Source organism: Nocardia sp. NPDC004260, assembly GCF_053603155.1.
Window position 1 is genome coordinate 93651 of sequence record NZ_JBSGEZ010000014.1, and the last position, 18008, is coordinate 111658.

The 18008-nt window shown below is 67.8% G+C and carries 17 protein-coding genes and 1 tRNA gene; 12 read left to right on the forward strand and 6 right to left on the reverse strand.

Annotated elements, in window-relative coordinates; all coding sequences use genetic code 11:
• The 8 genes from ACWEO7_RS11115 (at position 1) to ACWEO7_RS11150 (ending at position 8664) form a co-directional block, all read left to right on the forward strand.
• The gene (locus ACWEO7_RS11115) at positions 1 to 1215 is read left to right on the forward strand and encodes an MCE family protein (RefSeq protein WP_450022490.1); all 1215 of its coding nucleotides are present in this window, start codon (positions 1 to 3) and stop codon (positions 1213 to 1215) included.
• Positions 1212 to 2240 (forward strand): MCE family protein, encoded by a 1029-nt coding sequence (locus tag ACWEO7_RS11120; protein ID WP_452422681.1) that lies wholly within the window; start codon positions 1212 to 1214, stop codon positions 2238 to 2240. The genes ACWEO7_RS11115 and ACWEO7_RS11120 overlap by 4 nt, the downstream gene beginning before the upstream one ends.
• On the forward strand, positions 2237 to 3298 hold the full coding sequence (locus ACWEO7_RS11125; RefSeq protein ID WP_452422683.1) for an MCE family protein: 1062 nt from the start codon (positions 2237 to 2239) through the stop codon (positions 3296 to 3298). The genes ACWEO7_RS11120 and ACWEO7_RS11125 overlap by 4 nt, the downstream gene beginning before the upstream one ends.
• Entirely contained in the window at positions 3295 to 4566 is a 1272-nt protein-coding gene (locus tag ACWEO7_RS11130) for an MCE family protein (RefSeq protein ID WP_452422684.1), read from the forward strand. Before ACWEO7_RS11125 ends, ACWEO7_RS11130 begins: the two co-directional genes overlap by 4 nt.
• On the forward strand, positions 4563 to 5816 hold the full coding sequence (locus tag ACWEO7_RS11135) for an MCE family protein (RefSeq protein WP_452422686.1): 1254 nt from the start codon (positions 4563 to 4565) through the stop codon (positions 5814 to 5816). The genes ACWEO7_RS11130 and ACWEO7_RS11135 overlap by 4 nt, the downstream gene beginning before the upstream one ends.
• Entirely contained in the window at positions 5813 to 7237 is a 1425-nt protein-coding gene (locus ACWEO7_RS11140) for an MCE family protein (RefSeq protein WP_452422688.1), read from the forward strand. Before ACWEO7_RS11135 ends, ACWEO7_RS11140 begins: the two co-directional genes overlap by 4 nt.
• Positions 7234 to 8025, forward strand: coding sequence for a hypothetical protein (locus ACWEO7_RS11145; RefSeq protein WP_452422690.1), 792 nt, complete (start codon positions 7234 to 7236; stop codon positions 8023 to 8025). Before ACWEO7_RS11140 ends, ACWEO7_RS11145 begins: the two co-directional genes overlap by 4 nt.
• Before the next feature lie 144 nt (positions 8026 to 8169).
• A complete protein-coding gene (locus tag ACWEO7_RS11150) occupies positions 8170 to 8664 on the forward strand; it encodes a h domain protein (protein ID WP_450022503.1) in 495 nt (164 codons plus the stop codon).
• A gap of 19 nt (positions 8665 to 8683) precedes the next feature.
• On the opposite strand, the gene ACWEO7_RS11155 is transcribed toward ACWEO7_RS11150, so the two are convergent.
• The 4 genes from ACWEO7_RS11155 to ACWEO7_RS11170 form a co-directional block, all read right to left on the reverse strand.
• On the reverse strand, positions 8684 to 10072 hold the full coding sequence (locus tag ACWEO7_RS11155) for a sensor histidine kinase (RefSeq protein WP_452422691.1): 1389 nt from the start codon (positions 10070 to 10072) through the stop codon (positions 8684 to 8686).
• A 72-nt stretch (positions 10073 to 10144) separates the two neighbouring features.
• Positions 10145 to 10876 (reverse strand): response regulator transcription factor, encoded by a 732-nt coding sequence (locus ACWEO7_RS11160; protein WP_450022507.1) that lies wholly within the window; start codon positions 10874 to 10876, stop codon positions 10145 to 10147.
• Between the two features lie 70 nt (positions 10877 to 10946).
• Positions 10947 to 12497, reverse strand: a complete 1551-nt coding sequence (locus ACWEO7_RS11165) for an alpha,alpha-trehalose-phosphate synthase (UDP-forming) (RefSeq protein ID WP_452422743.1) — start codon at positions 12495 to 12497, stop codon at positions 10947 to 10949.
• A gap of 84 nt (positions 12498 to 12581) precedes the next feature.
• On the reverse strand, positions 12582 to 12752 hold the full coding sequence (locus ACWEO7_RS11170; protein ID WP_169334155.1) for a hypothetical protein: 171 nt from the start codon (positions 12750 to 12752) through the stop codon (positions 12582 to 12584).
• A gap of 191 nt (positions 12753 to 12943) precedes the next feature.
• On the opposite strand from ACWEO7_RS11170, the gene ACWEO7_RS11175 reads away from it, so the two are divergent.
• The 4 genes from ACWEO7_RS11175 to ACWEO7_RS11190 all read left to right on the forward strand — a co-directional run bounded on the left by ACWEO7_RS11175 (position 12944) and on the right by ACWEO7_RS11190 (position 16967).
• Positions 12944 to 13762: an alpha/beta fold hydrolase gene (locus ACWEO7_RS11175; protein ID WP_452422745.1), complete on the forward strand. Its 819-nt coding sequence runs from the start codon at positions 12944 to 12946 to the stop codon at positions 13760 to 13762.
• Between the two features lie 169 nt (positions 13763 to 13931).
• Complete coding sequence (locus tag ACWEO7_RS11180) at positions 13932 to 14171, forward strand: MbtH family protein (protein ID WP_067795192.1); 240 nt, start codon at positions 13932 to 13934, stop codon at positions 14169 to 14171.
• Between the two features lie 242 nt (positions 14172 to 14413).
• Positions 14414 to 14485, forward strand: a tRNA-Thr gene (locus ACWEO7_RS11185).
• Positions 14486 to 15254: 769 nt separating this feature from the next.
• Entirely contained in the window at positions 15255 to 16967 is a 1713-nt protein-coding gene (locus ACWEO7_RS11190) for a glycoside hydrolase domain-containing protein (RefSeq protein WP_452422693.1), read from the forward strand.
• Positions 16968 to 17151: 184 nt separating this feature from the next.
• Here the strand turns inward: ACWEO7_RS11190 and ACWEO7_RS11195 are convergent, their stop codons facing one another.
• Both ACWEO7_RS11195 and ACWEO7_RS11200 read right to left on the reverse strand, forming a co-directional pair.
• Entirely contained in the window at positions 17152 to 17577 is a 426-nt protein-coding gene (locus ACWEO7_RS11195) for an HIT family protein (RefSeq protein ID WP_452422695.1), read from the reverse strand.
• A gap of 50 nt (positions 17578 to 17627) precedes the next feature.
• Complete coding sequence (locus ACWEO7_RS11200; protein ID WP_067795076.1) at positions 17628 to 18005, reverse strand: PH domain-containing protein; 378 nt, start codon at positions 18003 to 18005, stop codon at positions 17628 to 17630.
• Positions 18006 to 18008 lie beyond the last annotated feature (3 nt).

Below are 18008 nucleotides of genomic sequence, written 5' to 3' on the forward strand. Positions count from 1 at the left end.
ATGGCGGAATCGAAGCAAACGGAAAACCGCCTCGTGCGGGCGCTGCGCGGCGGGCTCGGCCTGAAACTGGCCGGGGCGGCGATGGTGCTGGCGCTGGTCGCGATCGTGGCGGTCGCGCTGGTCATGTTCGTCGGCGGTTTCACGCCGACCGCCACCGTGACGGTGGACGCGCCGCGCAGCGGCCTGGTGCTGGACCCGGACGCCAAGGTGAAGGTGCGCGGTGTGGAGATCGGCCGGGTGGCCTCGGTCGACCACACCGACGAGGGCGCCAGACTGAAGCTGGCCCTCGATCCGGAACTGCTGAAGCTGGTGCCGTCCAACGCGGACGTCGACATCAGGTCCACCACGGTGTTCGGTGCGAAGTACGTCAACTTCATCGTCCCGCAGCAGCCGGCGACCACTTCGCTGCAACCCGGCGCGGTCGTCACCGCGCAGCGGGTGACCGTCGAGTTCAACACGCTGTTCCAGCATCTGTCCGACGTGCTCGCCAAGATCGAGCCGGAGAAGCTGAACGCGACGTTGTCCGCGCTGGGCACCGCGCTGCAGGGCCGCGGGGAGAAACTGGGCGAACTGCTCGAGCAGAGCGACGCCTACCTGCGCGACATCAACCCGTATCTGCCGACGCTGCAACAGGATCTGGCGAAGACCGGCCAGGTCACCGACCTGTACGCGGACTCGGTGAACGACCTGCTGCGCACCGTGGACAACTTCACGGTCACCAGCAAGACCCTGACCCAGGAACAGGACAGCCTGGACAACGTGCTGGTGAATCTCACCGGCTTGGCCGACACCACCGGATCGGTCCTGCGCGACAACGAGAATCAGCTCGGCACGGCGCTGGATCTGCTGCGCCCGACCACCGGATTGCTCGACGAGTACGCGCCCGCGCTGTACTGCTTGATCGGCGGCCTGGGCAAGGCGCTGCCGATGGGTGAGGCGGTCTTCGGCGGCCTGCAGGAAGGCGTCGCGCTGAACACCGGCTTCATGTACGGCGCGAAGCCGTACACCTACCCGGAGGATCTGCCCAAGGTCAACGCGACCGGCGGCCCGCAGTGCGCGGGCATCCTGGACCGGGTGCCGGGCAGCCACTCGGACTATGTCGTCACCGACACCTCGGAAGGGCATGTGTACACACCGTCGACGACGCTGAGTGTCAACCCGCCGAAGATCTTCCAGATTCTGTTCGCCGGACTACCGGGGGTGCCGCGCCCGTGAAGAACACCGCGACCACCGTCAAACTGGCCATCTTCACCCTGGTGATGACGCTGATCTTCGCAGGCCTGGCGGTCGTGTTCAGTCAGATGCGCTTCGCGCGGGAGAACGGCTACCACGCCGTGTTCACCAGTTCGTCCGGCATGCTGCCCGGGGCGAAGGTGCGCATCGCGGGCGTGCCGGTCGGCTCGGTCAAGTCGGTGAAGGTCGGCAAGGACTATCTCGCGCACGTCGAGTTCGATGTCGACCGCAAGTACCGGCTGCTCACCAGCACTCGTGCGGCGATCAAATACGAGAACCTGGTCGGCGACCGCTATCTCGAGCTGTCGGAGGGCCCCGGCTCCAACCGTGTCTTGCAGCCGGGCGGCACCATCGCCAAGGAACAGACCGCGCCCGCCCTCGATCTGGACATGTTGCTCGGCGGTTTCCGGCCGCTGCTGCGCGGACTCGACCCCGGCCAGGTGAACGACCTGACCAACGCGCTGCTGCAGATCTTCCAGGGCCAAGGCGGCACGCTGGTGTCCCTGCTCAACAGCGGCGGCTCGTTCGCCAAGACGCTCGCCGACCGGGACGCCCTGATCGGCAGCGTGATCAACAACCTCAACGCGGTCCTGCAGACCATCGATGAGCGCGGCGACCAGTTCGCCACCACGATCGCCGAATTACAACGCTTGATCAGCGGATTGGCCGCCGACAAAGACCAGATCGGCGACGCGATCCCGCGCATCGCCGGCGCCACCGGCGATCTGACCGATCTGCTCTCCCAAGCCCGCCCCGATCTGCGGGGCACCATCGAGCAGACCGGACGCCTGGCCACGAATCTCGACGCCGGGTCGGACACGGTCCAGTGGGTGCTGGACCGGCTGCCGTCGACCTATCGCCAGCTGATCCGCATCGGCTCATACGGCTCCTTCCTCCAGCTCTACGTCTGCTCGACGAACTTCCTGGTGGACGGCCCGAACGGCCATACGATGAAGATCAACATGCCCGGGGCGCAGACGACCGGAAGGTGTGCGGACAACCGATGAAAGAGCAGCGATCACCCGCCATCACCATCGGCATCGTCGGCCTCGTGCTCGCGGTGGCGGTGGCGCTGTCGGCCCTGCAATTCGACCGGCTGCCGTTCATCCGTTCCGGCGCGACGTTCACCGCCTATTTCGCCGACGCGGGCGGCCTGCTGCCCGGCGACCCGGTCCAGGTGGCCGGCGTTCGGTCCGGTCGCGTGGAGGACGTCAGCCTGGACGGCGCGAAAGTGCTCGTCCGGTTCACTCTCGCGGAGTCGATCGTGCTCGGTGAGAAGACTTCGGCGGCGATCAAGACCAACACGGTGCTCGGCCGCAAGTCGCTGGAGGTGACGCCGTCGGGCACCGGCGCGCTGCGCGCCGACGACACCATCCCGCTCGAGCGCACCACATCGCCGTATTCGCTCAACGAGGCGCTGAGCGACCTGGCGGGCACGGTGCACGACCTGGACCTGGACCGGGTCGACCGAACCCTCGACGCGCTCTCGGCGACCTTCGCCGACACGCCCGCGCCGTTGCGCTCGGCGCTGGACGGCGTCACCGCGCTTTCCCGCAGCATCAACGCGCGCGATCAAGCGCTGACGGACTTGCTGAAGCGGGCGCAGAACGTGACGAAGATCCTCGCCGACCGGGGCAACCAGATCAGCGCGCTGCTGCTGGACGGCAACGAGCTGCTCGGCGAGCTGGACCGGCGGCGCACCGCCCTCGGGCAGCTGATCGTCTACGTCAACGGCCTCGCCCAGCAGCTCTCCGGCCTGGTCGCCGACAACGAGGCGCAGCTGAAACCCGCTTTGGACAAACTGAATTCGGTGTTGGCGCTGTTGCAGCGCAACAAGCAGAATCTCGCCGACGCGCTGGACGGGCTCGGACCGTTCGCCGCGGCCCTGGGTGAGCAGGTCGGCAGCGGTCCCTACTTCCAGGCCTACGTGATCAACGCGGCGAGCAAGACGCTGCAACCGCTGGTGGACGCGCTGGTGTGGCCGCAGCACCTGCCGAGTGATCTGCAGAGCTACCTCACGCCGCCCCCATCGATCGAACCCGCGATACAGGAGCCGCCGCGGTGAATATCGTACGGAAACTACCTCGCTGGGCGTTGGTGCTGGCCGGAGTGGTCGTCGCGGCGCTCGTGGTGGCGCTCGCGTGGAACGGCATAACCCGGATCGGGACCACCAAGGTCACCGCCTATTTCACCTCCACATCCGGCCTGTACGCGGGCGACGACGTGCGGGTGCTCGGCGTCAAGGTCGGCCGCATCGACGCGATCGAGCCCGGCGCGGACCGGGTGAAGGTGTCCATGACCCTGAATCGCGGAGTCGACGTCCCCGCCGACCCGAAGGCGGTGATCATCTCGCCTTCGCTGGTCTCGGCGCGTTTCATCCAGATCGCGCCCGCCTACACCGGTGGGCCGAAATTGAAGGACAACAGCGTGATCCCGATCGAGCACACCGCGGTGCCGGTCGAATGGGACGACATCAAGGCCGAGCTGTCCAAGCTGGCCACCGCGCTCGGCCCGGTCGGCGACGACAAACAGGGGTCGTTCGGCCGCTTCGTCGACACCGCCGCGAACAACCTCGACGGCAACGGGCAGCGGTTCCGCGACACCCTGCGGGAGCTGTCGGCCACCTTGAACACGCTGTCGGACGGCCGCACCGACCTGTTCGGCACCGTGCGCAACCTGCAGAAGTTCGTCGACGTGCTGTCGGCGAGCAACGAGCAGATCGTGCAGTTCGAAGGCAGGCTCGCGTCGGTGTCCTCGGTGCTGGCGGGGGTCTCCTCGGATCTCGGCGCAGGCCTGGACAACCTGGACGCGGCGATCGTCGACGTGCGCCGGTTCATCGCGGGCAGCGGCGCGGAACTCACCGAGGGCGTGCAGCGGCTGGCCGACGCCACCCAAGTGCTGGTCGACAAGCGACCGGAATTGGAACGCGTCCTGCACTCCGGCCCGACCGCGCTGGTGAACTTCTACCAGATCTACAAACCGGCCCAAGGCACCCTGACCGGCGCGATCGCGCTGAACAACCCGGCCGACCCGCTCGGTTTCCTGTGCGGTTCGGTCCGCGCGCTGGAGACCAACGACGCCGACCGCAGCGCCGACCTGTGCGCGCAGTACCTGGCGCCGGTGATCAACAGCCTGAGCATGAACTACGTGCCGATCATGACGAACCCGGCCAGCGGCGTGACCGCGTTCCCCGATCAGCTGGTGTACTCCGATCCCAGCCTGGCCGGGCGGGTGGCGAGCCAGAATCCGGCGCGGCCGCGGCCCGCTCCGGTGAGCGTCCCGGACGGCCTCGCCGGGCTGGCCATCCCCGGCCTGACAGGAGGAGGGCGATGATGCCGAGGCGGCGGATGCGCCGCACCGCCGCCGTCGCGGCGGGGCTGGCGGTGGCGCTCGGCGTCACCGGCTGTCAGTGGGACGGATTGAATTCGTTGCCCATGCCCGGCACCGAGGGCACCGCGCCCGGCTCCTACGAGGTGCGCGTCCAGATGCCGAACGTCACCACGCTGACCAGGAATTCGCCGGTGCGGGTGCACGACGTCGCGGTCGGCACCGTCTCGAAGATCGAGGTGGAGGACTGGCACGCGCTGGTCACCGTCTCGCTGAACCCGGACGTGCACCTGCCCGCGAACGCCGTCGCCAAGATCGGGCAGACCAGTCTGCTCGGCTCCAACCATCTCGAGCTCGCCGAGCCGACCGACCAGCCCCCCGAAGGCCAGTTGAAGGCGGGCGATGTCATCCCGCTCGCGCGGGCGGGAACCTATCCGACCACCGAGCAGGTGCTGTCCTCCCTGTCGGTGGTGCTCAACGGCGGTGGCGTCGCGCAATTGGAAACCATCACCCACGAGCTGAATTCCGCGTTCACCGGGCGGGAGGACGCCATCAGGGACCTGCTGCCGCAGCTGAACGAGCTGACCACGAACCTGGACCGCCAGACCGGCGACATCATCGCCGCGATGAGCGGACTGGACCGGCTCGGCGGTCAGCTCGCCGAGCAGCGCGACGTGGTGGCGGAGGCGATCGAGCAGATCCATCCGGCGTTGACCGTGCTGGCCGATCGCCGCGCGAACATCACCAGGGCGATCACCGCGCTGGGCGAGCTGAGCGACGTCGTGCGGCGCATCGTCGCGGCGAGCGGCGACGACTTGAAGGCCAACCTGCGCAGCCTCGTGCCGGTGCTGAAATCGCTGTCGGATACCGGCAGCGATCTGACCGAGGCGCTGAAGATCCTGGCCACCTTCCCGTTCCCGATGAAGAACCTGGACCATGCGATCAAGGGCGACTACCTCAACCTGTTCATGACCGTGGACATCACCGGTAAGCGGCTGGATTCGAACTTCCTCACCGGAACGCCTCTGGGCGGACGGTTCGGCGGCGTGGAAGGCGCGCTCGGCAGCTTCGCGCCCGGCACGGCAGCGCAGAACGGCGACCCGGCCACGGGTCCGTTGCAGGCGCCGCCGCCCGCGGCGAGCCAGCCCGCCCCGACCATCCCGGGACTCCCGCCGATCCCCGGCATTCCCGCCATTCCCGGGTTGACCGTGCCCATGCCGGGCAACACCGCGCCGCAAGGGGGTCCGGGACAGTGACACTCACCCGGTTCGTCCGTACCCAGCTGATCATCTTCTCCGTGCTGACGGTGATCGGCCTGGTGGTCATGGGCGGCACCTACGTCAAACTGCCCGCGATGTTCGGCATCGGGCGCTACGAGGTCACCGTGCAGCTGGCCGCGACCGGTGGTCTCTACCCGACGGCCAACGTCGCCTATCGCGGCACGAACGTCGGTGTGGTGAAGGAGGTCCGGCTGACGCCGGTCGGCGTGGACGCGAAGCTGTCCATCGCCAGCGACTACAAGATTCCCTCGGATGTCGACGCGTGGGTGCGCAGCGTCTCCGCGGTCGGCGAGCAATACGTGGACCTGGTGCCGGCGCAGAACCGCACGGGCGGAAATCTCCGCGACGGCAGCGTGATCCCGGTGGAGCGCACCAAGCTGCCGCAAGACGTCGGCGCGCTGCTCGACCAGGCCGACCGGCTGCTGTCGAGCGTCGCGGACACCCGGCTGAAACTGGTCATCGACGAGGCGTTCCTCGCGTTCAACGGCGCGGGACCGGACCTGCAACGGTTCATCGATTCCGCGTCGTTGCTGGTGCAGGAAGCGCAGGCCAACGCGGAACCGACGAAAGAGCTGCTCGACCGGATCGGGCCGCTGCTGGACACCCAGACCCGCTCGGACGCCGCGATCCGTTCCTGGACCGCCGATCTCGCGACGGTCACCGACCAGTTGCGCGGTCACGACCCCGCGCTGCGTGGAATCCTGCGCGAGGGCCCGTCCTCGATGCGGCGGGTGACCAACTTGTTCGAGGACCTGCGGCCGACGCTGCCGCTGCTGCTGTCGAATCTGGTCAGCGTCGGTCAGGTCGCCGTCACGTATCACGCGGGGCTGGAGCAGATCCTGGTGGTCTATCCGCCGCTGGTCGCCGCGCTGCTGACCGCCGTCCGCGGTCCGCTGGAATACGGCGCGCTGGTCGACTTCATGGCGCTGGTCAACGACCCGCCCGCGTGCACGACCGGCTTCCTCCCTCCCGACCAGCGGCGTTCGCCGAGCGAACTCGACACCCCGGACACGCCGCCGGGCCTGTACTGCAAGGTGCCACAGGACGCACCCGAAGCGGTGCGCGGCATCCGCAACACGCCGTGCGCCGAGGTGCCCGGTGTGCGCGCCCCGACGCCGGAACTGTGCCGCACGGGGTACGTTCCGATCGGTGACAACCCGCCGTTCGGCCCGCCGCGTCCGGTGGCGCCCGCCGCAGCGCCCGCGAGCGAGCCCCCCGTCGTCGCACCCGCGAGTTACGGTGGCGGCACACCAGCCGCCGCACGGTCGTACGACCCGGCCACCGGCGTGTACATCGGCACCGACGGGCGTACCTACCGACAGGGCGATATCGGACCGGGCGGTTCGGGCGCGGTACCGTCGAGCTGGCAGTCGATGCTCGAGGAGCAGCAACGATGAGTGAGAGCAACGGAGAAGGTCACCGCGCGCGGCGGCGTGCGGTGCGTTCGGCCGGGCCGCCGGTCGAGGAGAACGCGACCGGTGGCGTGCGGACCGTGGTCGCGAAGGACCCTGCCACCGGGGCAGAAACCGGCGTCGCGGACGGCGCTACGAGTTCGGTTGCGGCCGAGCCGAAGGCGTCGTCCGTCCCGGCGCCGGTCACCGCCGACTCGAGCGTCCCCGCGGCGAAAGTGTCCGTGACGAAAACCGACGCCGAATCGGACGCCGAGGCAACACCGGCCGAGGCCGAAGGGAACAAACGGCGCGGGGTCCCGCGTGTCGTCGCAGCGGCCGCCGCGGCCTTGCTGGTCGTCGCGCTCGTGGCCGGTGCGGTCGTGTCGGTTGTCGCGATGCACGCGGCGCACGAACGTGACGAGCGCCGAGCCGAATACGTGGAAACCGCCAGGCAGGCGATCGTCAACCTGACCACCATCCGCGCCGATACGGCCAAGCAGGACATCGACCGGATCCTCTCGCTGGCCTCGGGGGAGTTCAAGACCGAGTTCGACGGCCGCGTCGATCCGTTCACCAGCATCGTGCAGCAGGCCAAAGTGGTCTCCAGCGGCGAGATCGTCGAGGCCGCGCTGGAAAGCGACGACGATCGCTCCGGACGGGTGCTGGTCGCCGCCAAGCAGACGCTGACCAACGCGGGCCAGGCCGAGCCGCAGACCAGGTACTACCGGTTCCGGGTCACCGTGTCGCGCGGCGATTCGGGGCTGTCGGTGTCCAACGTGGAGTTCGTGGCATGAACGGTCAGGCCCGTAGGCGGCAGCGGAGCGTGACCACGCAGGGCCCCGTTCATGCCGGAGAGGACACAGCATGAACGGTCAGGCCCGTAGGCGGCAGCGGAGCGTGACCACGCAGGGCCCCGTTCATGCCGGAGAGGACACAGCATGAATATGAACGGCCTTCGCGCCAAGATCCTGCTCGCGGTGCTCGGTGTGGTGGTGGCGGCCGCCGCGGTCGTCGGCGGCGTGAACGGTTACCGCTACTGGGATGACCGGCAGGCCGAGCAATCGCGCAAGGACGCGGTCGCGACGGCGGGCCGCACTCTCGAGGCCATGTTCACCTACAACCCGCAGACCGTGGACACGGAGCTGCGCAAATCCGCCGACAACCTCAGCGGCGACTTCCGCGCCGACTACCTGACGCTGATCGAGAAGCAGATCGCTCCCGGCGCCAAGGAGAAGCAGCTCACCGTCACTGCGACCACCCAGGCGGCCGGCGTCATCTCCGCCGACCGCTCGCACGCCCAGGTCCTGCTGTTCCTCAACCAGGTGATGACGAGCAAGGACACCCCGCAGGGCACCACCACCGGCAGCCGGGTACGCGTCTCCTTGACGAAGTCCGATTCGCACTGGTTGGTGTCGGCGGTGACGCCGGTCTGAAGCCGGTCCGCTGGATTCGCTAGGCCGATTCCGATGACACTGTGCGCGGCAGCCGCACCGTGAACGTCGTCCCGGCCTCGGGTGCACTGCGCACGCCCACCTCGCCGCCGTGCGCCGTCACCAGCGCTTGCACGATGGACAAGCCGAGACCCGTGCCGCCGCTGCTGCGGGCGCGGGAGGTGTCGGCGCGGTAGAAGCGCTCGAAGACGCGTTCGGCGTCCTCCGCGGTCAGTCCCGGACCGGTATCGGCCACCTCGAGCAGCACATCATCGGGGCCAGGAGTGAGCAGCACCGTCACCTTCGCGTCGGGCGCGGTGTGGGTGAGGGCGTTGTTCAGCAGATTGCTCAGCACCTGGCGCAGCCTCGCCTCGTCGCCGATCACCTCGAGCGTCCCCTCGCCCGGCTCGATCCTCAGCTCGATGGTGCGGACGGGCCCGTCGGAGTGCCCGGCGGAGACCACGGCGCGTGCGTTGTGCACTCCATCGCTGGCGACGGCGAGCAGGTCCACCGGGCCGAGTTCCAGCGGGCGCTGGGCGTCCAGCCGCGCGAGCATCAGCAGGTCTTCCACCAGCACGCCCATCCGCTGGGATTCGCGCTCGATGCGGTCCATGAACGCGGCGGGATCGTCGGTCGCGCCCTGCCGATACAGCTCCGCGAACCCGCGGATCGTCGTCAACGGGGTGCGCAACTCGTGACTGGCGTCGGCGATGAAACGGCGCATGCGGTCCTCGGACCGGCGGGCCGCCTCCTCGGACGCGGCGGTCGCGGTGAACGCGCGCTGGATCTGCGTCAGCATCCCGTTCAGCGATCTGGACAGCCGGTCGACCTCGGTGTTGGTGTCGCGCACCGGCACCCGGCGGTGCAGGTCGCCCTGGGCGATGGCCGCGGCGGTGCTCTCCACTCGGCGCAGCGGCCGCAAGCTGCGCCGCACCATGAAGTACGCGAGCACCGCCAGCACGGCCAGGACGACCGCCCCGACGATCAGCTCCAGCACCACGAGCCGGTGCACCGTGTCGGTGTTCTGCGTGAGCGGCAGCGCCACCGTCGTCGTGCCCTCCGGTGTGCGCAGCGTCAGCACCCGCCACCGGATCGCTCCTCCGTTCGCGGAGTCGACGGTGTACGGGCCCGTCGGCGGCGTGGCAGGCAGCACCGGCTCCGCGTCGACGGCGAACGCCGGGATGAGGAACGCGCGCCCGTCGGTGCGTATCGAACGCACCCAGAACTGGCTGGGGGCGTGGCGTGGGTCGGGCGGCAGCACCGGTGGCGGCGGCCCACGCCGGGACCATTCCATCGCGCCTCCGCGCAACTGCTGGTCGGTGCGGGCGGTCAGCTGCTGTTCCAGGGCCGAGGTGACCACCATGCCGGAGACGAGCAAGCCGAGCCCCGCCGTGAGCACCAACAGAACCATCAGGGTCACGCGCAGCGGAACGGCGGACAGCCAGCCGGAAACCTTCGCGCGCGCCGACGATCCGGCCCCGGCTCATGAACCGCTCTTGCGGTGGGGCGCGCGCATCACGTAGCCGACGCCGCGCAGCGTGTGGATCAGCCGGGCATCGCCGGTGTCGACCTTCTTGCGCAGGTAGGAGACGTAGGTTTCCACGACGCCGACCTCGCCGCCGAAGTCGTAGCGCCAGACGTGGTCGAGGATGCGCGGTTTGCTCAGCACGGTGCCCGCGTTGACCATGAAGTAGCGCAGCAGTGTGAACTCGGTGGGCGACAGCGCGACCGGCTCGCCCGCCTTCCACACCTCGTGGGTGTCGTCATCGAGTTCGATGTCCTCGAAACGGAGGCGCGAGCTTTCCCGCTGCGGCGCGGCGTGCCCGGCGCGGCGCAGGATCACCCGCAGCCGGGCCACCACTTCCTCCAGACTGAACGGCTTGGTGACGTAGTCGTCGGCCCCGAGGGTGAGGCCGGTGATCTTGTCCTGCACGTCGTCGCGCGCGGTCAGGAACAGCACGGGCGCGTCGATGCCGTCGGCCCGCAACCTGCGCAGCAGGCCGAAGCCGTCCATGCCGGGCATCATCACGTCCACGATCAGCGCCTGCGGACGGAAGCTGCGCGCCTTGTCCAGCGCCTGCGCGCCGTCGGCCGCGGTGTCGACTTCGAAGCCCTGATAGCGCAGACTCACCGCGAGCAGTTCGACGATCATCGGCTCGTCGTCGACCACCAGCACCCTGGCCTCGGGTGTCTGCTGCACGGGGGCGCCACTCATGGCTTCATCGTCCGCTGTTCGCCTGCGAACTTCCTGGACCGAAGCTGGGTGATTCCTGTGAACGGCGGACTCAGCGCGGCTCGCGGTCCTCGGGATAGACGTCGTCGTCGGTCAGCAGCGCGCTGCCCGCGACCTGGTCCTGCGCCAGCGCGTCGAGGAAGGCCCGGGCCCAGCGATCCACATCGTGCGCCAGCACCTGCCTGCGCAGCGAGCGCATCCGCCTGCGTTTGACGTCGCGCTCGTCCTCCAACGCCGCGACGATGGCGTCCTTCACGTCGTCCAGGTCGTGCGGGTTGCACAGGTACGCCTGCCGCAGTTCCGCCGCGGCGCCGGTGAACTCGCTCAGCACCAAGGCGCCGTTGAGCCCGCTGTGGCAAGCGACGTACTCCTTGGCGACGAGGTTCATGCCGTCGCGCAGCGGCGTCACCAGCATCACGTCGGCGGCGACGAAGAACGCGACCAGCTCGTCGCGCGGGATCGGACGGTGCAGGTAGTGCACCACCGGGTAGCCGACCCGGGCGAACTCGCCGTTGATCCGGCCGACCTGGCGTTCGATGTCGCCGCGCATCTGGATGTAGCTCTCCACCCGCTCGCGACTGGGCGTGGCCAGCTGGATCATGACCGTGTCGGCGGGATCGATCCGGCCCTCGACGAGCAGCTCCTCGAGCGCGTTGAGGCGGATATCGATGCCCTTGGTGTAGTCCAGCCGGTCGACGCCGAGCAGGATGTTCTTCGGGTTGCCCAGCTCGGCCCGGATCTTGGCGGCGCGCTCGCGCACCGATCTGCGCCTGGAGTGCTCGTCCAGCTCGGCGGAGGCGATGGAGATCGGGAACGCGCCGACTCGCACCGTGCGGAAACCGACCTGGACGACGCCGAGCTTGGAGCGCACGCCGACCGACCCGCGCGAGGTCGGCTGACCGGCCAGCCTGCGCGCCAGATAGAGAAAGTTCTGCGCGCCGCCGGGCAGGTGGAAGCCGATGAGATCGGCGCCGAGCAGGCCCTCCACGATCTCCGTGCGCCACGGCATCTGCATGAACAGCTCGACCGGCGGGAACGGGATGTGCAGGAAGAACCCGATGGTGAGGTCGGGGCGCAGCATGCGCAGCATCTTGGGCACCAGCTGGAGCTGGTAGTCCTGTACCCACACCGTCGCGCCCTCGGCGGCGACCTTGGCGGTGGCCTCGGCGAAGCGCCGGTTCACGGTGACGTAGGCGCTCCACCACCTGCGGTCGTAGACCGGCCGCACGATGACGTCGTGGTACAGCGGCCACAGCGTGCCGTTGGAGAAGCCCTCGTAGTAGTCGGCCACCTCGTCGGCCGACAACGGGACCGGATGCAGTTCGAGGCCGTCCTCGATGATCGGCTCCACGTCGACGTTGGGGACGCCCGCCCAGCCGACCCACGCCCCCTTGTTGTTGCGCAAGACCGACTCCAGCGCGGTCACCAGACCGCCCGGGCTGCGTTTCCACCTGGTGCTGCCGTCGGGCAGTCGTTCGAGGTCGACCGGGAGCCGGTTGGCGACGACGACGAAACCGGAGCCAGTACCGGAGCCGGTGGTTTCCGCCGCGGCGTCAGCAGTCGAGGTGTCTCTGGCGTGCTCGGAGTCGTCGGACGGATTCATCTGGTCCACTCACGCATCCTTTGCGCGTTGCTGTATCCCGCTGGAGTTGTGTAGTCGACGTCGCCGTTGGCGTCGAGAACGAGATTATTCGCCTCGAGCGTTCGGTCCAATACCCAACATAGACAACAACATCCGGCATTCGTCCGCGTCCTCGGCGTAGGCCGCGACCACTCGCTGCGCCTGACGCGCCGTTTCGTCGGCGAGTGGTTCCAGATCGTCGTCCGCAATGTCGTTGGCGCTGCCCTTCGCGGCCATCGTCAAGTCCTCCCGGCTCGTGCGCTCTTACCCTGCGAAAAGTCAATGGTATGCGACGCTGGGAGGCGCGCCCGCCGGGGCGTTGGCGCAATGGCGGCACGCGCCGCAAGGACACCCCGGTCGACGTGCCTTCCGCGCTGGTCCCTATACCGTGGGGAGCGCAGCACCAACTCCACGAAAGGGTCGACGACATGCCGCTGGCCACGGTGAACGGGATTTCCCTCAACTATCAGGTGAAGGGTGACCGCGCCAAGGGCTCCGCGCCGCTGGTGGTCATGATCATGGGCACCGGCAGTCCCGGCCGGGTGTGGGAGCTGCACCAGGTTCCGGCCCTGGTCGCGGCCGGTTACCGGGTGTGCACGTTCGACAACCGCGGGATCGCGCCGTCCTTCGAGGCCGCCTCCGGCATGACCATCGACGAGCTGGTCGCCGACACCGCCGCCCTGATCGAATTCCTGGACGAGGGCCCTGCGCTGGTGGTGGGCACCTCGATGGGGGCGCGCGTGGCGCAGGAGCTGGCACTGGCCCGCCCCGACCTGGTCCGCAAGGCCGTGTTCATGGCCGGGCACGGGCGGCTGGACCAGTTCCAGAAGACGCTCTCGCTCGGTGAACACGAACTCGACGCGCGCGGGGTGACACTGCCGCCGAAATACGAGGCGGCGATCACCGCGGTCATGAATCTCTCGCCTGCGACGATGGCCGAGCCGAACGCCGCGCGCGACTGGCTCGACCTGTTCGAGTTCACCGGCGGGCCGGTCTCGCCGGGCATTCGGGCTCAGCGCAGGATGGATCACGATTTCGACCGGGTGCAGGCCTACCGGGCGATCCGGGTGCCCTGTCTTTCGGTCGGATTCGCCGACGACCGGATGATTCCGCCGTATCTGTCCAGGGAGATCGCCGAGGTCATTCCGGGTGCGCGGTACCAGGAGGTACCGGACGCCGGGCATTTCGGATATTTGGAGCGGCCGGAGGCGGTGAACAAGATTCTCCTGGACTTCTTTGCGTCCTGATTGCGAGTCGGGCCGAGGTGCGGGCATAGGTAACCGCCCAGGCGTAACGTCTTGCTTGCTAGTGTCGAAACAACGCTCGGGTCTCTCGGCGCCAGGGATTGGAAGCAACCCGGCACCGTGCGAACCAGGAGCGATCCCGTACATAGCGCCAGTATCCAGTGAGGTGAAATTGAGCACCAACCCCTTCGATGATGAAGACGGCCGCTTCTTCGTCCTGGTCAACGACGAGGAACAGCATTCCCTGTGGCCGGCCTTCGCAGAGGTTCCAGCCGGATGGCGAGTCGTGTTCGGTGAGGACAGCCGCGCCGCCTGCGTCGAGTACGTGGAGAAGAACTGGACCGACATGCGTCCGAAGAGCCTGCGCGACGCCATGGCCGCGGACGACGCGGCTCGTCAGGGCTCTGTCTGATCTGCCGCGCCTCCGGCGCGGCGTGTTCGTGGCTCACTGACGGCTCCCGTCCGAGTGACCGCCGCTCGCGACTTCGTCGCGGACGCGGCGGCCACTCGGCTATGAGCCGGGCCGCGGACGGCACATGCTCGATCGCTTCGTTCGAAAGCGGTTGCCGGGCCGGTACGGTCGCGTTCGGTGCCGAACGCGGATTCCGTTGTGATGCGGACGGCGTACCGGGCTATGATGACAACCGCTTTCCCGCCTCCTTAGCTCAGTGGTAGAGCACTCGCCTTGTAAGCGAGCGGTCGTCAGTTCAATCCTGACAGGGGGCTCCGTTCAGCCGCTGCGCGTCTGTAGCTCAGTGGTAGAGGCTGTGCTCGATGTTGTAAGCGAGCGGTCGTCAGTTCAATCCTGACAGGGACACCATTCGGCACCTCTGTGGTTGCAACCCATGGGGTCTCTGGCCGGGCAGGTGCCGCTCGATTCGATGGGCGGGCGGTCCCGATACCGTTCTTCGCGGGCGCGGGCGTCTCCCGGCTCGAGTCCGGCCGCGTGATTCGCTCGGGTCGGGAGGTCTCGAGGTCTCCGAGACGGCGTCACGATCGCGGCAGGCGAGAGCGCGGCGGACCGGGCGCACCGCCTTGCGCTGCCAGTTGGACAATCTGCGGGCTGTGGCGCGGCCGAGAGGGAACGATCGCGGTGGCCGCGAAAGACCTGCCGCCGAACGCGCCGATTCGAATTCGATGGACGCAGCGAAGAATTCGTCATCCTGGCCCGCTCCCGAGTGCTCGGCGAAAACGGCCGACCAGTTCGAGAGCAATAGCAAACTGTTGGCAAATCTGATTACCGACTGGCGAGCATGTTTCTCGCTACGAGTCCGTTTGTAGTCTGGTGTGCGCAAACATTTCTCGTGACGAGCATGTTCAGATCACGCGCAAACACCGGATGGGCCACAAACGGGACATCTCGGCATACTTCACGCACATTCGGGTGACTCTAGCTCTGTCGGGTTCTCCATCTGCCGAAAGTTGCTTCAGATGTACGAATACAACGCGTTGCCGCCGACCGTTGCGCGGGCTCGTACGACCAAGGGAGCGCGCGATGACTGAGCTGATCGACTTCTCCGCCGCGCTCATCGAGCCGCAAGCGATCAAAGACGCTGGATACGCGGGCGTCATAGGCTACTTCAGCGATTCCCGTCCTGGCACGAATTTCGGTGCGAAGCCGCTGCGGCGGGAATACTGCGACCGATTACGTGCCATCGGGCTCGAGATAGTCACCAATTACCAGTACGGCAAGGGTGAGACGTCGGACTGGAAAGGCGGTTACGACGCGGGCGTGCGCCACGCGCGGATCGCGCTCGATTACCACCGCGCGGCCGGCGGGCCGGATTCCCGCCCGCTGTATGCCCCCGTCGACGCGAATCCGTCGCTGGACGAGTGGAATTCGCTGATCGCGCCGTTTCTCCGTGGCTGGGCATCGGTCGTCGGTCTGGAATGGACCGGCATGTACGGCAACGCCCGGTGCATCGACTGGGCGCTCGAGGACGGCGTCGCCACGTGGTTCTGGCAACACAACTGGTCCGGTGATTCCTCGATCAACGGCGACCACCCCGCCGCGCACCTCCATCAGATCCGCATCGACGCCGACCGGGTCGGCGGCGTCGTCGTGGATGTCGACAAAGTCCTCGCCGCCGACTACGGCCAATGGTCGAAGGCGAATCCGAACTCAGGGGGAACAATGCAGAAGCCCGATTACGTCGAATTGGACCGGATGGGTGACTCCGCGTCCAGCCGCCACGGTGCGCGCGTCGAGAACTTCCTGCTGCATACCCAGGAAGGCAACGGAACCGCCGAGAGCCTGGCCAACTATCTGAACAACCCGGCGAACGGCGTGAGCTACCACTACACCGTCCGCGATGGCGTGGTGGTCGACGTGGTCGACACCGACCTGGCCAGCTGGTCGGTGCTGGACGCGAACTCGTTCACCATCAACCTCTGCTTCGCGGGCAGCCGCGTCGCATGGAGTCGGGACGACTGGCTGCGCATCCGCGACGATATCCGCATCGCGGCCTGGCTCGCGGTGCAGGACGCGCGCAAATACGGCTTCGACACGTATGTCATCACGCCGCCCTACCAGCGGCGCCAGGGCATTTCCGACCACAAGTACGTCACCGAGTGTCTCGGCATCGGCACGCACACCGATGTGGGACCGAATTTCCCCTGGGACGTGTTCGCCGACGACGTGCGCGGCTTCGCCACCGGCGAGCCGAGCGGATCGGAGCCGAACGCGATCAACGATTGCGCGGCGGCGAATCCGTGGCTCGGTACGCGGATCACGGCAGGGGAGATCGCGACACCCGACGGCGTGGGCCGCTTCGCCCAGTTCGAGCACGGGTACATCTATTGGCATCCGGACACCGGCGCGCACGCCATCCCGGAGACGTTGTGGGGAAAGTTCGAAGCATTGGGTTGGGAGGCAGGCCCGCTCGGCTATCCGATCACCGACCGCACCGTCATGCACGGGGCGGACGGTCAGACGACGGGTGAGGTGCAAGGCTTCCAAGGCGGAGCGCTCTACCGGCGCCAATCGAGCGACAGTGTGTGCTGGGTGCACGGCGCGATCCGCGACCGCTGGAACCGCTCGGGCTACCAGACCGGCCCGCTGGGCTGGCCGACGACCGACGAGATCCCCTGGGACACGGGTACCTACCAGGACTTCGAACACGGCCGGATCTACTGGACCCCGAGACAAACCCTGGCCACGGTCGCGATCGGAGGCGTCGATACACCTTTGCACGACGTCGCGAGCTGACCGATAGATAAGGGTCGACCGCGACGAGCGGTCGGCCCTTACCAAAACCGAGGCGACGACTGATCTCGTACGAACATGGGTAACTCACCGGGTACGCCCAAAACCTACGTGCCACGCAACGTAGGACCTGAACGCACATTGCGCACCACCCGACCAGTACGGCCTGAATACCCGGAGAGGCGGGTCAGCCTGGGACGTTGTCGCCGTGACCGAGGTCGCGCAGCGCCTGCTTGATCTTGGCCTGGGCCTCGTCCAGGGACTCCGGACTCGGGTTCGGGTCGGCGCCGGAGATGTCGAAGTCACCCATCGAGAAGGCCGGGAACACGTGGACGTGCAAATGTGGCACTTCGAGACCGGCGATCAGCAGACCGGCGCGCGGTGCGTCCCAGGCCGCGCGCACGGCCTGGCCGATCTTCTGTGCGACAGCGGTCAGCCGGGCGAGGGTGTCGGTGTCGATGTCCTGCCAGTGGTCGATCTCCTTGCGGGGCACCACGAGGGTGTGACCGGGAGTGACCGGGGCGATGGTGAGGAAACCGACGAACTCGTCGTCCTCCCAGACGAAACGGCCCGGGAGCTGACCGGCGATGATCGCGCTGAAGACAGAAGCCATGTCCCGCAGCGTAGACCGGCCCGTGTGCCCAGGCGCCGGACCGCCCCGCGCTACACCGCGACGAAATGCGACAGGATGCCCTGCACCTCGTAGATGTCCACCTGCCGGTTGAACCGCTTCAGCAGCGGCTCGTCGCTGCCCGAGATCCAGATGGCCAGCTCCGCGTCCAGATCGAAGGTGCCTGCGGTCTCCACCGAGAAGTGGGTGATCGCGCGATAGGGAACGCTGTGGTAGCTCACCTTGCGGCCGGTGACGCCCTGCTTGTCGATGAGGATCAGGCGGCGGTTCGTGAACAGCATCGCGTCGCGGACCAGCAGGTACGCGGCATAGACCTGTTCGCCGTTGCCGAGGAGCTTGGCGTACTCCTGTTGCGCCTGTCCCGGATCGATCCGGCCGGCGTTGCCCATCAGTCCGTCGATCAGACCCATCTC

Excerpts from the sequence above, each read along its gene's own strand:
- ACWEO7_RS11160 (WP_450022507.1), bottom strand. The coding sequence starts at position 10,876 with ATGAGTGGCGCCCCCGTGCAGCAGACACCCGAGGCCAGGGTGCTGGTG.
- ACWEO7_RS11115 (WP_450022490.1), top strand. The coding sequence starts at position 1 with ATGGCGGAATCGAAGCAAACGGAAAACCGCCTCGTGCGGGCGCTGCGC.
- ACWEO7_RS11165 (WP_452422743.1), bottom strand. The coding sequence starts at position 12,497 with ATGAATCCGTCCGACGACTCCGAGCACGCCAGAGACACCTCGACTGCT.
- ACWEO7_RS11195 (WP_452422695.1), bottom strand. The coding sequence starts at position 17,577 with ATGGCTTCTGTCTTCAGCGCGATCATCGCCGGTCAGCTCCCGGGCCGT.
- ACWEO7_RS11170 (WP_169334155.1), bottom strand. The coding sequence starts at position 12,752 with ATGGCCGCGAAGGGCAGCGCCAACGACATTGCGGACGACGATCTGGAA.
- ACWEO7_RS11150 (WP_450022503.1), top strand. The coding sequence starts at position 8,170 with ATGAATATGAACGGCCTTCGCGCCAAGATCCTGCTCGCGGTGCTCGGT.
- ACWEO7_RS11155 (WP_452422691.1), bottom strand. The coding sequence starts at position 10,072 with ATGGTTCTGTTGGTGCTCACGGCGGGGCTCGGCTTGCTCGTCTCCGGC.
- ACWEO7_RS11200 (WP_067795076.1), bottom strand. The coding sequence starts at position 18,005 with ATGGGTCTGATCGACGGACTGATGGGCAACGCCGGCCGGATCGATCCG.
- ACWEO7_RS11145 (WP_452422690.1), top strand. The coding sequence starts at position 7,234 with ATGAGTGAGAGCAACGGAGAAGGTCACCGCGCGCGGCGGCGTGCGGTG.
- ACWEO7_RS11125 (WP_452422683.1), top strand. The coding sequence starts at position 2,237 with ATGAAAGAGCAGCGATCACCCGCCATCACCATCGGCATCGTCGGCCTC.
- ACWEO7_RS11190 (WP_452422693.1), top strand. The coding sequence starts at position 15,255 with ATGACTGAGCTGATCGACTTCTCCGCCGCGCTCATCGAGCCGCAAGCG.
- ACWEO7_RS11175 (WP_452422745.1), top strand. The coding sequence starts at position 12,944 with ATGCCGCTGGCCACGGTGAACGGGATTTCCCTCAACTATCAGGTGAAG.
- ACWEO7_RS11135 (WP_452422686.1), top strand. The coding sequence starts at position 4,563 with ATGATGCCGAGGCGGCGGATGCGCCGCACCGCCGCCGTCGCGGCGGGG.